Raw genomic sequence first — 15,247 nt, forward strand, 5'->3', positions numbered from 1 at the left:
GGACTGTTGCTTTTCACCGGCCGACGTGGCTAGTCGGACAGCGACTCGTACTGGTCGGTTGTGCGGACCTTAGGGGAGGCCCCTTTCGCGCCCGCGTTGGGTGCTACGGGATTACTCCCCCGTCGCCTTCGCGATGATCTCCTTCGCGACGTTCGCCGGAACCTCGGCGTAGGAGTCGAATGTCATGGAGTAGTTCGCACGACCCTGGGTGCGAGACCGCAGGTCGCCCACGTACCCGAACATCTCCGAGAGCGGAACCAGTGCCTTCACGACACGGGTGCCCGCCCGCTCCTCCATGGCCTGGATCTGGCCACGGCGGGAGTTGAGGTCGCCGATGACGTCACCCATGTAATCCTCGGGCGTGGTCACCTCGACCGCCATCATCGGCTCCAGCAGTGCCGGGCTGGCCTTCTTCGCGGCTTCCTTGAGCGCCATCGAACCGGCGATCTTGAATGCCATCTCCGAAGAGTCGACCTCGTGGTACGCACCATCCAACAAGGTGACCTTCAACCCGACGAGCGGGTAGCCGGCCAGCACGCCGTACTGCATGGCGTCCTGCGCGCCCGCGTCCACCGAGGGGATGTACTCCCGGGGGATGCGGCCACCCGTGACCTTGTTGTCGAACTCGTAGAGTGCACCGTCCGTCGTCGCCAACGGCTCCAGCTTGATGATCACCTTGGCGAACTGACCAGAGCCACCGGTCTGCTTCTTGTGCGTGTAGTCGAGCTTCTCGACCGTCTTGCGGATCGTCTCGCGGTAGGCGACCTGCGGCTTACCGATGTTCGCCTCGACCTTGTAGTCGGACTTCATCCGGTTCACCAGCACCTCGAGGTGCAGCTCGCCCATGCCCGCGATGATCGTCTGGCCGGTCTCCTCGTCCAGGTTGACCTGGAACGTCGGGTCCTCTTCGGCCAGCTTCTGGATCGCGATCGACAGCTTCTCCTGGTCGGCCTTCGTCTTCGGCTCGATGGCGACCCGGATGACCGGCTCGGGGAAGGTCATCGACTCGAGCACGATGGGGTGCTGCGAGTCGGCCAGCGTGTCGCCGGTCGTGGTGTCCTTCAGACCGATGACCGCGTAGATGTGACCCGCCTGGGCCTCATCGACCGGGTTCTCCTTGTTGGAGTGCATCTGGAAGAGCTTGCCGATGCGCTCCTTGCGGTCCTTGGTCGCGTTGATGACCTGCGCGCCGGCCGCGACCTTGCCCGAGTACACCCGGACGTAGGTCAGCTTGCCGAAGAACGGGTGCGCGGCGATCTTGAACGCAAGCGCGGAGAACGGCTCGTCGACCGCCGCCTTGCGGCTGGCCTTGGTCTCGCCGTCGGGCAGCGTGCCCTCGACAGCCGGGACGTCCAGCGGCGAAGGCAGGTAGTCGATCACGGCGTCGAGCATGGGCTGCACGCCCTTGTTCTTGAACGCCGAACCGCACAGCACCGGGTACGCCTCACGCGCGATCGTGAGCTTGCGGATGCCGGACTTGATCTGCGCCTCGGACAGCTCCTCGCCCTCGAGGAACTTCTCCATCAGCTCGTCGTCGGCCTCGGCGACCGTCTCGACCAGCTTCTCGCGGTACTCGGCGGCGCGGTCGGCGAGATCGGCCGGGATCTCCTCGACCTCGTAGTCCTCGCCCTTCTTGACGTCACCACGCCAGGTCAGCGCCTTCATGCGGACCAGGTCGATGACGCCCTCGAATTCGTTCTCCGCGCCGATCGGCAACTGGATGACCAGCGGCCTGGCACCGAGCCGGTCCTCGATGGTCTTCACGGTGAAGTAGAAGTCCGCACCCAGCTTGTCCATCTTGTTGACGAAGCAGATGCGCGGGACCTCGTACTTGTCGGCCTGGCGCCAGACCTGCTCGGACTGGGGCTCGACGCCCTCTTTGCCGTCGAACACCGCGACCGCACCGTCGAGCACCCGCAGCGAACGCTCCACCTCGACGGTGAAGTCGACGTGGCCGGGGGTGTCGATGATGTTGATCTGATGGTCGGCCCAGAAGGTGGTGGTGGCAGCCGAGGTGATGGTGATACCTCGCTTCTGCTCCTCCTCCATCCAGTCCATCGTCGCGGCGCCGTCGTGCACCTCGCCGATCTTGTAGTTGATCCCGGTGTAGAACAGGACCCGCTCGGTCGTCGTCGTCTTGCCGGCGTCGATGTGCGCCATGATGCCGATGTTGCGGACCTTGTTCAGGTCGGTCAGCACTTCGCGTGCCACTGCGATGTTCCCCTGTCTGGTTGCGATCCTCACCAGCTCCGCGGTGCCGGCGCTGGAACGACGACCGGGCTACTCACCAACGGTAGTGGGCGAAAGCCTTGTTCGATTCGGCCATCTTGTGGGTGTCCTCGCGGCGCTTCACGCTGGCCCCGAGGCCGTTGCTCGCATCGAGCAGCTCGTTCTGCAGACGCTCGATCATGGTCTTCTCACGACGCTGCCGGGAGAAGGCGACGATCCAGCGAAGAGCAAGGGTGGTCGAGCGACCGGGCTTGACCTCGATCGGCACCTGGTAGGTGGCACCACCGACACGGCGGCTCTTCACCTCGATGGCGGGCTTCACGTTGTCCAGCGCACGCTTGAGCGTGACGACCGGGTCGGTGCCCGTCTTCTCCTTGGCGCCTTCGAGCGCGCCGTAGACGATGCGCTCGGCGAGGGATCGCTTGCCGTCCTTGAGCACCTTGTTCACCAGCTGGGTGACCAGCGGCGAGGCGTAGACGGGGTCGGAGATCAGTGGCCGCTTCGGGGCCGGTCCCTTGCGGGGCATCAGCTCTTCTCCTTCTTCGCGCCGTACCGGCTGCGCGCCTGCTTGCGGTTCTTGACCCCCTGGGTGTCCAGGGAACCGCGGATGATCTTGTAGCGGACGCCGGGGAGGTCCTTGACGCGACCACCACGCACGAGCACCATCGAGTGCTCCTGCAGGTTGTGGCCCTCGCCGGGAATGTAGGCGGTGACCTCGATGCCGCTGGTCAGCCGCACACGCGCGACCTTGCGCAGCGCCGAGTTCGGCTTCTTGGGGGTCGTGGTGTACACGCGAGTGCACACGCCACGCCGCTGCGGGCTCCCCTTGAGCGCCGCGGTCTTCTGCTTGGCAGCCTTGTCCTGGCGGCCCTTGCGGACCAGCTGCTGGATCGTGGGCAATGGACCAGCTTTCTGTCGCGTACTGCTTGTGTTCGGTATTCGTCCCCGGCCCCCGAGGTCGGGCGTGTCGGCCCGCGTCCAAGCCTTGCGGCCAGTTAACGTTCCCTCGGATTTCCGCGGAGCCCCGCCGCACCAGAACGACCGCCCGAGCTGCGAAAGCAGCTCACGCAAGCCGAACGGCGCGCAGAGCGGCCCGACATGTGCCGGGCACAGTCGTCAAAGATACCCGCCCGTTTTGGGGCCTATCACATCGGGGTGGGTTTAGGGCACCACAACACGGGCCGAGTTGTTTGACTATCCAGCCTAGCGGATTTTCACGCCCGGATCGGTGCGGTTCCGCCGGTTTTTGCAACGTCGGGCCTGTTCCGTTCATTCCGCCCCTCGGCTGAGTGACGGCAGTGGGTATTTCACCCGTTCCGGCCCGGTGTGCCCCGGTTTGGTTCATCATGGTGGCGCGTTGACTTGGTAACCAGAAGTAGTCGGGGAGGATTCGTGTCGGCGGAGTTCGACCAGCTCGTGGCCCAGTTCGAGCAGTTCCAAGCGAAGCTGCGGCACGTGGACGAGCAGATGTCCGGGATCGGCCAGATGCAGGCCGAGATCGCCGGGCTGGAGGCGACGGCCATGTCGCCGGACCGGTCCGTCACCGTGGTGGCCGGGCCGGGCGGGTCGATCAAGGACATCAGATTCACCGACGCGGCCCTCAAACAGTCACCGCAGGCGTTGTCGAGCGCGCTCCTGGCGACGCTGCGCCAGGCCGTCGCCGAGGCCGCCCGCGCGCAGGCCGGCATCGTCGAGGAGCACGCCGGCGGGGACCTGCACGTGCTGGACCAGGTGCTCGAGACCCAGGCGCAGCTGTTCGGCACCACGCCGGAGGAGCTGCGGGCGTCGATGGCGCAGTCACCGCGGCCGGCGGCCGAACCGGAGGACTACTCGCAACAGGACGTGCTCCGGCGTGAGGAGCCACAGCCCCGGCCTACCCCGCCGTCCGGCGGTAACGATCCGTCCGGGGACCGTTTCCTGAGCCTCTACAACGAGGAGGACCGCTGATGTCGGGCGGGCACGAAGTCCTGGTCAAGGCGCTGCGCGACTATTCGGGCAAGCTGAGCGGCGATATCGCGGTGCCGAAGGAGGTCTCGGGGCTCGTCGGCGCCTCCGATGTCGGCGACAAGTCATGGGGCGTCGTCGGTTTGGTCGTCAAGAGCAAGTACACCGAGATGCTGGGTGACCTGAACGACCTGCTGATCGAGATGGCGAACGGGCTGCAGGCCGCGAGTGAGAAGTTCGACGCCGCGGCGAACGCCTACGACGGGCACGAGGACGACAGCAAGCAGCTACTCGGCGAGGTGCTCAAGGCGCTGACCGAGCAGGCGCCCTCGCGCATACCGAAGGCCGGCCCGATGCCGAAGGGATCTTGATCATGGGTGACGACAAGGTGACCGGGCAGGCCAGCAACATCACGATCTCCAAGGAGAGCGATCCCGGGTTAATCGAAACCGACTGGCGGAAGCTCGCATCGGCTGCTCCCGGCCCGCTGGGCAGCGGGTTCAGTGCTTTCGACAGTACGCAGAAAGCGTTGTCCGACGGCAAAGTGACGGGCGGCGAGATAGCGGGGCTCGCGTCAGCCGGTGCGGGTTTCGTGAGTTCCTGCATGGATGTCTCGAGCATCGCCACCGACCCGATCGGCTGGCTGGTCGGACAGGGCCTGAACTTCCTGATGAGCGTGGTGACGCCGATCCAGGACGCCATCCATCTCGTCAGCGGTGACGGCCCGGCGCTGTCCAACGCGGCGGGCAACTTCGGTTCGATTGCCCAGGGGTTGGCGGCCTACAGCCAGAAATTCGCCCAGGACGCGCAGGCTTCGCTCACGCAATGGAGCGGGCAGGCGGCGGAAACCGCCGGCACGAAACTCGGCGAGTTTTCCCACGGCATCAACGGAATCGCGGCTCAGGCCGGGGACATCGCGCAGCTGCTGCAGATTTCCAGCATGGTGATGACCGTGATCGAGGAATTCATCAAAGCGATCCTCACCGAATTGATCACCTGGCTCATCATGATCTGGATTCCGGCGCTGGCGGCGGCCGTCCCGACCGCGGGGGCTTCGGTCGCTTCGGCTGGCACCGCCTCGACCGTGCGCGGGGTCCAGACCACTTCGAAGGTCGGCCGCTATGTCCAGAAACTCAGGGAACTCCTCGACCGGATCCGGCAGTTCCTGACGAAGATGAAGGAATTCTTCAGCACGCTGGGCAAGGAATTCCAGAAGAACATGGGCAACAAGGCCATGCGCAGCAGCCTCGCGAAACTCGAGAAGGAAAGCGCCAAGGAGGCCGGGGAAACGGTGGCCAAGCGCACTCGCCTGATGAGCGCCGAAGGCGGCATGATCGGCGAGCGCGTTTATCAGGGCGGGGCCAAGTCTTTCGGCAACGAAGCCCTGAAGAGCGGCCTCGACAACGTCGGTCTCGGCGGCCTGGCCAAGGAAGGCAAGATCAAGCTCCCCACGGATGCCACGGGCTGGACCAAGATCGGGTTGAAGGTCACCGGGAAAGGCACGAAATACGCCTCCGAAGGTGGCAAGATCGCGGACTACGGCGAACCCGGCGAGGATCAGTCGACCGAGGAGACCAGCAAGGATCTGGACTTCTGAGGCCACGGTGACGTTCAGTGTCGGCGGCCTCATCGGCCTGATCATTCTGCTGCCCACGTTCGTGTGGATCATCGTGAGCCTCCTCCACCAGCCGATGTTCCGGTACATCCTGCTGCCCGCACTGGCACGCGAGAACGGGTGGCTGGTTCGGAAGAGCCGACGGCGGGCTCCTCGCGACCTGCCGGGCGACGGCACACAAAGCTGGGAAGTTCCCCTCCCGGACACCGTGCACGAGTTTCTCGGGCGCTACCGAGGACGCCCGGTGCACGGGGTCGAGGTCCGTGTCAGTCGAAAGACCGAATACAGCCCGGTCTCCGAATCGTGGGAATCGGTCACGCACTACTCCGTCGTCACGGTGGCGATGTCGGACAGGCCGTTCGACGGGTTCCATGACCGCAACCGGGTCGCGGCGCTCAACGGGGACCCCATGGCGCTGTACCCCGATTTCGCCGACTGGGCGCGAAACCGCAAGCCCGAACACAACAAGAACGTGCGGCAGGACGGGTACGGCTTCCGGTCCATCAGCTGGCGCGGCGGTTTCCGGCGCAAGCGGATCCTGCGCGCGCTCGACGAGCTGACCGCGGACGCATGAGCGCCGGCGAGCATCTTCTGGTCGCGGGCGTCGGTTACCTGCTGGCGATCGCCTTGCTGGTGGCGGGAATCCGGTGGAAAGCCACGGCAAGCCGGGCCAGCGTGGTGCTTCGGGTGCTGGCTGGGCTGGTGGCCACCACGACGACGTTGTCCTGGCTCGGGCCGGCGGCGACATCCGGTGGACCGGTCGGCGGCCTGTTCATGTTCCTGCTGCTGTTCGTGTTCGTGCCGTTCGTGCTCACGTACGCGGCCCAGCGCCTGCGCCCGTTGCGAAAGGGCGAGGAGCCGCTGTGGCCGTACCTGGTGGCCGGTATCGGCGGACTCGCGATGTTGGTGCCGGGCCTGGTTTCAACGGCCGATGGCGCCCTGCACCTGGTCGGTCTGGCCCATCACGTCGACCTGACCATCACCGACGTCGTCAACTCCACGGACCACAGGCGCGGGGTCAGCCTGCCCAGCACCGCGGTGTCCGGGGATTACCGGCTCGGCGGGCAGGTGCGGCATCTCGACGACTCGGAATGGCTCAAGTTCGGGCCCGACCCCGTGCCGGGCCAGGTCTACCCGGTGACCATTTCCCTGCTGTGGCCGACCGCGATGATCGAAAGCACCGAGACGGCACTGGTGTTTCTCGGCTTTGGCCTCGGCTGCTCGGCGCTGGGCGGCTACTTCGTTCGCTCGGCCTTCGTCCGCGAAAAGAAAAGATCCCCGGGCGGCAAGGCCCGGGGATCTTCCCGATGATCAGTCGTCGTCCGGTTTCGCATGGTCCGGTTTACCCGGATTCGGGTCCCGGGACAGGTCGATGGCCGGATGGCGCGGCGCCCCCTCCGGCGCGGCATGACGCCCCGAGCGCGGCGTCTCTTCCTGGTTCACCTCTTCGTCGGCGGTCATGACACCCCTCCTGAATCTCGCGTACTCCTCCCGTGCGACACGCTAACCCACGCCCGCCCGAGTACGAAAAAGCCCCCGGCTCCACAACGGGAACCGGGGGCTTTCCGGACTACGGTCAGCGGAAGTCGCGGCCGAAGTCGTAGTCGTCCAGCGGGACGGCCGCACCGGTGCCGGTGCCGAACACATCCGGGGTGTAGTAGCCGTCGTCGTAGGACGGGATGGCGTACGCCGCCACCCTGGCCTCCTCGGTCGGCTGCACCTGGATGTTGCGGTACCGGTTGATGCCCGTACCGGCCGGGATCAGCTTGCCGATGATCACGTTCTCCTTGAGGCCGACCAGCTTGTCGCTGCGGCCGTTGATCGCCGCGTCGGTCAGGACACGTGTGGTCTCCTGGAACGACGCCGCCGACAGCCACGAGTCCGTGGTCAGCGAGGCCTTCGTGATACCCATCAGCACCGGACGACCCGAGGCGGGCTCGCCGCCCTCGGCGACCGACGCCCGGTTCGTCGCCTCGAACTTGGTGCGCTCGGGGAGCTCACCAGGCAGGAAGTCGGTCGAACCGGAGTCGATGATCGTGACCCGGCGCAGCATCTGCCGGACGATCACCTCGATGTGCTTGTCGTGGATCGACACACCCTGCGCCCGGTACACCTTCTGGACCTCGTCCACCAGGTGCATCTGCGCCTCACGCGGGCCCATCACACGCAGCACCTCGTGCGGGTCGGGCGTGCCTTCGAGCAGCGGCTGGCCGACCGCGACGTGGTCACCGTCCGCCAGCGGCCCGGTCGGCGTGTTCGCCAGGCGCTGCCGCTTCGACAGCTTGTCGAAGATGATCTCCTCGCCACCGTCGTCCGGGATCAGCGTGATCTTCCAGAACCGCTCGCTCTCCTCGATGCGCACCCGGCCATCGACGTCGGCGATCGGCGCCTTGCCCTTCGGCACCCGGGCCTCGAACAGCTCGGTGACACGGGGAAGACCCGTGGTGATGTCGTCACCGGCGACACCACCCTGGTGGAACGTACGCATCGTCAGCTGGGTACCCGGCTCACCGATCGACTGGGCGGCGACGATACCGACGGCCTCACCGACGTCCACCAGTTTGCCGGTCGCCATCGAGCGGCCGTAGCAGGTCGCACACACCCCGACCGCCGACTCGCAGGTCAGCACGCTGCGCACCTTGACCTTGGTGATCCCGCTGGAGATCAGCTTCTCGATCGCGGGGTCGCCGAGGTCGTCACTGGCGTTGAGCACCACGTTGCCCTGGGCGTCCGTGGCGTCCGTGGCGAGGGTGCGGGCGTAGGCGCTGGTCTCGACGTGCTGGGCACGCACGATGCGGCCGTCGCCGAGGTCCTCACCGATCGGCATGTTGATACCACGGCTGGTGCCACAGTCGGTCTCGCGGACGATGACGTCCTGCGACACGTCCACCAGACGCCGGGTCAGGTAACCCGAGTCGGCGGTACGCAGCGCGGTGTCGGCCAGACCCTTACGGGCACCGTGGGTGGCGATGAAGTACTCAGCCACCGACAGGCCCTCGCGGAAGTTCGCCTTGATCGGGCGCGGGATGTACTCACCCTTCGGGTTTGACACCAGACCACGCATCCCGGCGAGCGACCGGACCTGCGTCATGTTGCCCGCCGCCCCGGACTTCACGATCACGGAGATCGGGTTGGTCTCGGGGAAGGCGTCCTCCATGACCTTGGCGACGTCGTCCGTCGCCTGGCTCCACACCTTGACCAGCTCGTTGTTGCGCTCGGCGTGCGAGAGCTGACCACGCTGGTAGCGCTTCTCGACCTGGTCGGCCTTCGCCTCGTACTGGTCGAGGATCGCCTTCTTCTCCTCCGGCACGACCACGTCGGTGATCGACACCGTGACGCCCGACCGGGTCGCCCAGTAGAAGCCGGCGTCCTTGAGCCGGTCCAGGGTCTGCGCGACCTGCGTCATCGAGTACCGCTCCGCCAGGTCGTTCACGATCGCGGCCTGCCGCTTCTTCGGCATCGGCTCGTTCACGAACGGGTAGTCCGGCGGCAGCAGCTCGTTGAACATCACCCGGCCGAGGCTGGTCTCGGCCAGCCACGGCTGACCCGGCTCCCAGCCGGCTTCGGTCAGGCGCGGCACATCGGCCTTGCCGGGCTGCCGGTCGTTGATCCGGATCTTGATCGGGGCGTGCAGGCTCAGCGCCTTGCGGTCGAAGGCCATGATCGCCTCGGCGGGCGACGAGTACGCCTGTCCGGCGCCGGTCCCGTTCTCGTCGAGCCGGGTCAGGTGGAACAGGCCCGTGACCATGTCCAGTCGCGGCATCGCCAGCGGGCGACCCGAGGCCGGCGAGAGGATGTTGTTCGCCGACAGCATCAGGATCCGCGCCTCGGCCTGCGCCTCGGCCGACAGGGGCAGGTGCACCGCCATCTGGTCACCGTCGAAGTCCGCGTTGAACGCCTCGCAGACCAGCGGGTGCAGCTGGATGGCCTTGCCTTCCACCAGCTGCGGCTCGAAGGCCTGGATACCGAGGCGGTGCAGCGTCGGCGCGCGGTTGAGCAGCACCGGGTGCCCGGTGATGACCTCTTCCAGCACGTCCCACACTGCCGGGCGAGCCCGCTCGACCATCCGCTTGGCGGACTTGATGTTCTGCGCATGGTTGAGGTCGACCAGCCGCTTCATCACGAACGGCTTGAACAGCTCCAGCGCCATGTCCTTCGGCAGACCGCACTGGTGCAGTTTCAGCTGCGGGCCGACGATGATGACCGAACGGCCCGAGTAGTCGACACGCTTGCCGAGCAGGTTCTGGCGGAACCGGCCCTGCTTGCCCTTGAGCAGGTCGGACAGCGACTTCAACGGCCGGTTACCGGGGCCGGTGACCGGACGCCCGCGGCGGCCGTTGTCGAACAGCGCGTCGACGGCCTCCTGCAGCATCCGCTTCTCGTTGTTGACAATGATCTCGGGCGCGCCGAGGTCGATCAGCCGCTTCAACCGGTTGTTCCGGTTGATCACCCGGCGGTAGAGGTCGTTGAGGTCCGACGTCGCGAACCGGCCACCGTCGAGCTGCACCATCGGGCGCAGGTCCGGCGGGATGACCGGGACGGCGTCGAGCACCATGCCACGCGGGTCGTTGCCGGTGGCCTGGAACGCCGCAACCACCTTGAGCCGCTTGAGCGCGCGGAGCTTCTTCTGCCCCTTGCCGTTGCGGATGGTGTCGCGCAGGCTCTCCGCCTCCGCGGCGACGTCGAACTCGGTGGCCAGCTTCTGGATGGCCTCCGCGCCCATGCCGCCGGTGAAGTACTCGCCGTAGCGGTCGAACAGCTCGCGATAGAGCATCTCGTCCGCGATCAGCTGCCGCGGCTCGAGCTTGGTGAACGTCGTCCAGATCTCCTCGAGCCGGTCCAGCTCGCGCTGCGCCCGGTCACGGAGCTGGCGCATCTCACGCTCGCCGCCCTCCTTGACCTTGCGGCGCACGTCGGACTTGGCGCCCTCGGCCTCGAGCTGCGCGATGTCCTGCTCGAGCTTCTGCGCCCGCGCCTCGATGTCGGCGTCACGCTTGGTCTCGATGTTCTTGCGCTCGACGCCGATCTCGTTCTCCAGCGTCGGCAGGTCGTTGTGCCGCAGCTCGGTGTTCACCCCGGTGATCACGTACGCCGCGAAGTAGATGATCTTCTCGAGGTCCTTCGGGGCAAGGTCGAGTAGGTAACCCAGCCGCGACGGCACGCCCTTGAAGTACCAGATGTGAGTGACCGGGGCGGCCAGCTCGATGTGGCCCATCCGCTCACGCCGCACCTTGGCGCGGGTCACCTCGACACCACAGCGCTCGCAGATGATGCCCTTGAAGCGGACTCGCTTGTACTTGCCGCAGTAGCACTCCCAGTCCCGGGTAGGACCGAAGATCTTCTCGCAGAAGAGGCCGTCCTTCTCGGGCTTGAGCGTGCGGTAGTTGATGGTCTCCGGCTTCTTCACCTCACCGAAGGACCACTGACGGATGTCGTCCGCGGTGGCCAGGCCGATCCGGAGCTCATCGAAGTAATTGACGTCCAGCACGTCGTTGCATCCCCTTGGGGTTGATTCGGCTAGAGGAGTCGGCTACCGGGTGGGGGGCACGCGGGAGGTGTGCCCCCCACCCAGCGGCAGGTCATTGCACGACGTCGTCCACCGAGGGCGACTCGTTGCGGGACAGGTTGATGCCGAGGTTGGCCGCGGCGCGTTCGAGGTCCTCGTCGTCGGTGTCACGCATCTCGATCGCCGCACCGTCGGAGGACAGGACCTCCACGTTGAGGCACAGCGACTGCAGCTCCTTGAGCAGCACCTTGAACGACTCCGGGATGCCCGGGTCCGGGATGTTCTCGCCCTTGACGATGGCCTCGTACACCTTCACCCGGCCGACCACGTCGTCCGACTTGATCGTCAACAGCTCCTGCAGCGTGTAGGCCGCGCCGTAGGCCTGCATCGCCCAGCACTCCATCTCACCGAAGCGCTGACCACCGAACTGCGCCTTACCGCCCAGCGGCTGCTGGGTGATCATCGAGTACGGACCGGTGGAGCGAGCGTGGATCTTGTCGTCCACCAGGTGGTGCAGCTTGAGGATGTACATGTAGCCGACGGCCACCGGGTACGGGAACGGCTCACCGGAGCGGCCGTCGAGTAGCACCGCCTTGCCGTCCGGCTGGACCAGCCGCTCGCCGTCGCGGTTCGGCTTGGTCGAGGACAGCAGGCCGGTGAGCTCCTCTTCCTTCGCGCCGTCGAACACCGGGGTCGCGGTGTTCGTGCCGGGCTCGACGTCGAAGAGCTCCTCGGGCAGGTTCTTCGCCCAGTCCGGACTGCCTTCGACCTGCCAGCCCTGCGAGGCCAGCCAGCCAAGGTGCAGCTCGAGGATCTGGCCGATGTTCATCCGTCGCGGCACACCGTGGGTGTTCAGCACGATGTCGACCGGGGTGCCGTCCTCCATGAACGGCATGTCCTCGACCGCCAGGATCTTGCCGATGACGCCCTTGTTGCCGTGCCGGCCGGCGAGCTTGTCACCCGGCTGGATCTTCCGCTTCTGGGCCACGTAGACCCGGACCAGCTCATTGACGCCCGGGGGCAGCTCGTCGTCGTCCTCGCGGGAGAACACCCGGATGCCGATGACCTTGCCGGTCTCACCGTGCGGCACCTTCAGCGAGGTGTCACGGACCTCGCGGGCCTTCTCGCCGAAGATCGCGCGGAGCAGGCGCTCCTCCGGGGTCAGCTCCGTCTCGCCCTTGGGCGTGACCTTGCCGACCAGGATGTCGCCGTCACGGACCTCGGCACCGATCCGGATGATGCCGCGCTCGTCCAGGTCGGCCAGCACCTCTTCGGAGACGTTCGGGATGTCCCGGGTGATCTCCTCGGCACCGAGCTTGGTGTCCCGTGCGTCGATCTCGTGCTCCTCGATGTGGATCGAGGTCAGCACGTCGTCCTGCACGAGCCGCTCGGAGAGGATGATCGCGTCCTCGTAGTTGTGGCCTTCCCACGGCATGACCGCGACAAGCAGGTTCTTGCCCAGCGCCATCTCGCCGTTCTCCGTGGACGGCCCGTCCGCGATGACCTGGCCCTTCTCCACCCGGTCGCCCTCGTTCACGATCGGCCGGTGGTTGAAGCAGGTGCCGTGGTTGGTGCGGCGGAACTTGTAGAGCCCGTAGCTCTTGCGGGTGCCGTCGTCGTGCATGACCGTGATCAGGTCCGCCGACAGCTCCTCCACCACACCGGCCTGCTCGGCGACGAGCACGTCACCAGCGTCGACCGCGGCCCGCAGCTCCACCCCGGTGCCGACCAGCGGCGCCTGGTTGCGCAGCAGCGGCACGGCCTGGCGCTGCATGTTTGCGCCCATCAGCGCGCGGTTGGCGTCGTCGTGCTCGAGGAACGGGATCATCGCCGTGGCGACCGACACCATCTGGCGCGGCGACACGTCCATGTAGTCCACGTCCATCGGGTCGATCAGCTCGACCTCGCCGCCCTTCCGGCGGACCAGCACGCGGTCCTCGGCGAAGTACCCGTCGTCGGTCAGCGGGGCGTTGGCCTGCGCCTTGACGAACCGGTCCTCCTCGTCGGCGGTCAGGTAGTCGACCTGGTCGGTGACCTGGCCCTCGACGACCTTCCGGTACGGGGTCTCGATGAAACCGAACGGGTTGACCCGCGCGTACGAACACAGCGAGCCGATCAGGCCGATGTTCGGGCCTTCAGGGGTCTCGATCGGGCACATCCGGCCGTAGTGGCTCGGGTGCACGTCGCGGACCTCCATGCCGGCGCGCTCACGGGACAGACCGCCGGGGCCGAGCGCCGAGAGGCGGCGCTTGTGGGTCAGGCCCGACAGCGGGTTGTTCTGGTCCATGAACTGCGACAGCTGCGAGGTGCCGAAGAACTCCTTGATCGCGGCGACCACCGGCCGGATGTTGATCAGGGTCTGCGGCGTGATCGCCTCGACGTCCTGCGTGGTCATCCGCTCCTTGACCACGCGCTCCATGCGGGAGAGGCCGACCCGGATCTGATTCTGGATCAGCTCGCCGACGGTGCGCAGGCGCCGGTTGCCGAAGTGGTCGATGTCGTCCACCTCGACCGGGATGTATTTGTCATCTTGCCCCATCTTCTCTTCACCGGCGTGCAGCCGGACGAGGTACTCGATGGTGGTGACGATGTCCTCTTCGGTGAGCGTGCCGGTGTCGTACGACAGCTCGAGGCCCAGCTTCTTGTTGACCTTGTAGCGGCCGACCTTGGCCAGGTCGTAGCGCTTGTCCTTGAAGAACAGGTTCTCCAGCAGGGTCTGCGCGCTCTCCTTCGTGGGCGGCTCGCCGGGACGCAGCTTGCGGTAGATGTCCAGCAGCGCCTCGTCGGTGCCCGCGGTGTGGTCCTTCTCGAGCGTCGCCAGCAGCGTCTCGGAGAAGGCGAAGCGCTCCCGGATCTGCTCGGTCGTCCAGCCCAGCGCCTTCAACAGCACGGTGACCGGCTGGCGGCGCTTGCGGTCGATGCGCACGCCGACGGTGTCGCGCTTGTCCACGTCGAACTCGAGCCACGCGCCGCGGCTCGGGATGATCTTGACGCTGAACACGTCCTTGTCGGTGGTCTTGTCGATCGCCTGGTCGAAGTACACACCGGGCGAGCGGACCAGCTGGGACACCACGACACGCTCGGTGCCGTTGATGATGAAGGTGCCCTTGTCGGTCATCACGGGGAAGTCACCCATGAACACCGTCTGGCTCTTGATCTCGCCGGTGTTGTTGTTGACGAACTCCGCCGTGACGAACAGCGGAGCCGCGTAGGTCATGTCCTTGTCCTTGCACTCCTCGACGGAGGCCTTCACCTCGTCGAATCGAGGGTCGGAGAAGGACAGGGACATCGACCCCTGGAAGTCTTCGATGGGCGAGATCTCGTTGAGAACCTCTTCGAGACCGCCTGTCGGGTTTTCTTCACCTTCTTCAACGCGGCGCTCGAACCACTTCTCGTCACCGGTGAACCATTCAAACGACCGGATCTGCACGTCCAGCAGATTGGGTGTGGCGAGCGGTTCGCGGATCTTCGCGAAGGAGACCCGCTTGGGGGCTCCGGGGATTCCCGTGTTGTTCGAGTCGGGTACAGCCGAGGTGGTCGCAGCAGTGGCCTGGTTCGCGGGAGAGACTGCCAAGATGCGTCCTTCCGGGGACAATGAGCGGTGAGCAGCCGCGTTAGCAACTACTAATGCGACTGTCAAGGGGTGCCGTGGTGCCCACTAGTGTAGCTGCCGTGCCCGGGCAGCCTAAAAGAGGGCAGCGCAAAGAAGCAGTCTAGCCCGAATGACGGGTCTTGTCGAGGGGCGCTCCCGATGGGGCCCAGATCTCGATCACACCGCCTTCAGGTACACCTCCACGCCTCATCTTCCGGCGGCTTCGCCCTCCCGCAGGGCGTCGCCGTCACGGGTAAGCGTGACCCTCCCAGCCTTCTGAGTCAAGATGCCACGCCCTCAACCCGCCGGTTGGCGCAATGTGGTCGCGGGGTGTACATGACGTGACTCGACACCTCCCACC

Annotated in this window: 11 protein-coding genes; 5 read left to right on the forward strand and 6 right to left on the reverse strand. The window is 66.2% G+C overall.

The window, feature by feature from the left end; genetic code table 11:
- Positions 1–111: 111 nt before the first annotated feature.
- The 3 genes from fusA to rpsL all read right to left on the reverse strand — a co-directional run bounded on the left by fusA (position 112) and on the right by rpsL (position 3,129).
- Positions 112–2,211, reverse strand: a complete 2,100-nt coding sequence (gene fusA / locus GKO32_RS27745) for an elongation factor G (protein WP_312868636.1) — start codon at positions 2,209–2,211, stop codon at positions 112–114.
- A gap of 73 nt (positions 2,212–2,284) precedes the next feature.
- Positions 2,285–2,755: a 30S ribosomal protein S7 gene (gene rpsG / locus GKO32_RS27750; RefSeq protein ID WP_154759855.1), complete on the reverse strand. Its 471-nt coding sequence runs from the start codon at positions 2,753–2,755 to the stop codon at positions 2,285–2,287.
- Positions 2,755–3,129: a 30S ribosomal protein S12 gene (gene rpsL, locus GKO32_RS27755; protein ID WP_154759856.1), complete on the reverse strand. Its 375-nt coding sequence runs from the start codon at positions 3,127–3,129 to the stop codon at positions 2,755–2,757. The genes rpsG and rpsL overlap by 1 nt, the downstream gene beginning before the upstream one ends.
- Before the next feature lie 492 nt (positions 3,130–3,621).
- Here rpsL and GKO32_RS27760 point away from each other — a divergent pair, with 492 nt between their 5' ends.
- From GKO32_RS27760 to GKO32_RS27780, 5 genes are read left to right on the forward strand one after another with little or no spacing between them, the layout of a single operon-like run.
- Complete coding sequence (locus GKO32_RS27760; protein WP_312868638.1) at positions 3,622–4,176, forward strand: YbaB/EbfC family nucleoid-associated protein; 555 nt, start codon at positions 3,622–3,624, stop codon at positions 4,174–4,176.
- The gene (locus GKO32_RS27765) at positions 4,176–4,544 is read left to right on the forward strand and encodes a hypothetical protein (protein WP_154759857.1); all 369 of its coding nucleotides are present in this window, start codon (positions 4,176–4,178) and stop codon (positions 4,542–4,544) included. Before GKO32_RS27760 ends, GKO32_RS27765 begins: the two co-directional genes overlap by 1 nt.
- 2 nt (positions 4,545–4,546) lie before the next feature.
- Positions 4,547–5,770: a hypothetical protein gene (locus GKO32_RS27770; RefSeq protein WP_154759858.1), complete on the forward strand. Its 1,224-nt coding sequence runs from the start codon at positions 4,547–4,549 to the stop codon at positions 5,768–5,770.
- Between the two features lie 7 nt (positions 5,771–5,777).
- Positions 5,778–6,362: a hypothetical protein gene (locus GKO32_RS27775; protein WP_154759859.1), complete on the forward strand. Its 585-nt coding sequence runs from the start codon at positions 5,778–5,780 to the stop codon at positions 6,360–6,362.
- Positions 6,359–7,099, forward strand: coding sequence for a hypothetical protein (locus GKO32_RS27780; protein ID WP_154759860.1), 741 nt, complete (start codon positions 6,359–6,361; stop codon positions 7,097–7,099). The genes GKO32_RS27775 and GKO32_RS27780 overlap by 4 nt, the downstream gene beginning before the upstream one ends.
- Here GKO32_RS27780 and GKO32_RS38185 read toward each other — a convergent pair whose 3' ends face one another.
- The 3 genes from GKO32_RS38185 to rpoB form a co-directional block, all read right to left on the reverse strand.
- Complete coding sequence (locus tag GKO32_RS38185) at positions 7,100–7,249, reverse strand: hypothetical protein (protein WP_166459756.1); 150 nt, start codon at positions 7,247–7,249, stop codon at positions 7,100–7,102. It abuts the gene before it with no gap.
- 115 nt (positions 7,250–7,364) lie between these two features.
- The gene (locus tag GKO32_RS27785; RefSeq protein WP_312868639.1) at positions 7,365–11,276 is read right to left on the reverse strand and encodes a DNA-directed RNA polymerase subunit beta'; all 3,912 of its coding nucleotides are present in this window, start codon (positions 11,274–11,276) and stop codon (positions 7,365–7,367) included.
- Between the two features lie 91 nt (positions 11,277–11,367).
- Positions 11,368–14,868: a DNA-directed RNA polymerase subunit beta gene (gene rpoB / locus GKO32_RS27790; protein ID WP_154759885.1), complete on the reverse strand. Its 3,501-nt coding sequence runs from the start codon at positions 14,866–14,868 to the stop codon at positions 11,368–11,370.
- Between the last annotated feature and the right edge of the window lie 379 nt (positions 14,869–15,247).

The organism is Amycolatopsis pithecellobii, from assembly GCF_009707865.1.
GTDB classification, from domain to species: Bacteria; Actinomycetota; Actinomycetes; order Mycobacteriales; family Pseudonocardiaceae; genus Amycolatopsis_E; species Amycolatopsis_E pithecellobii.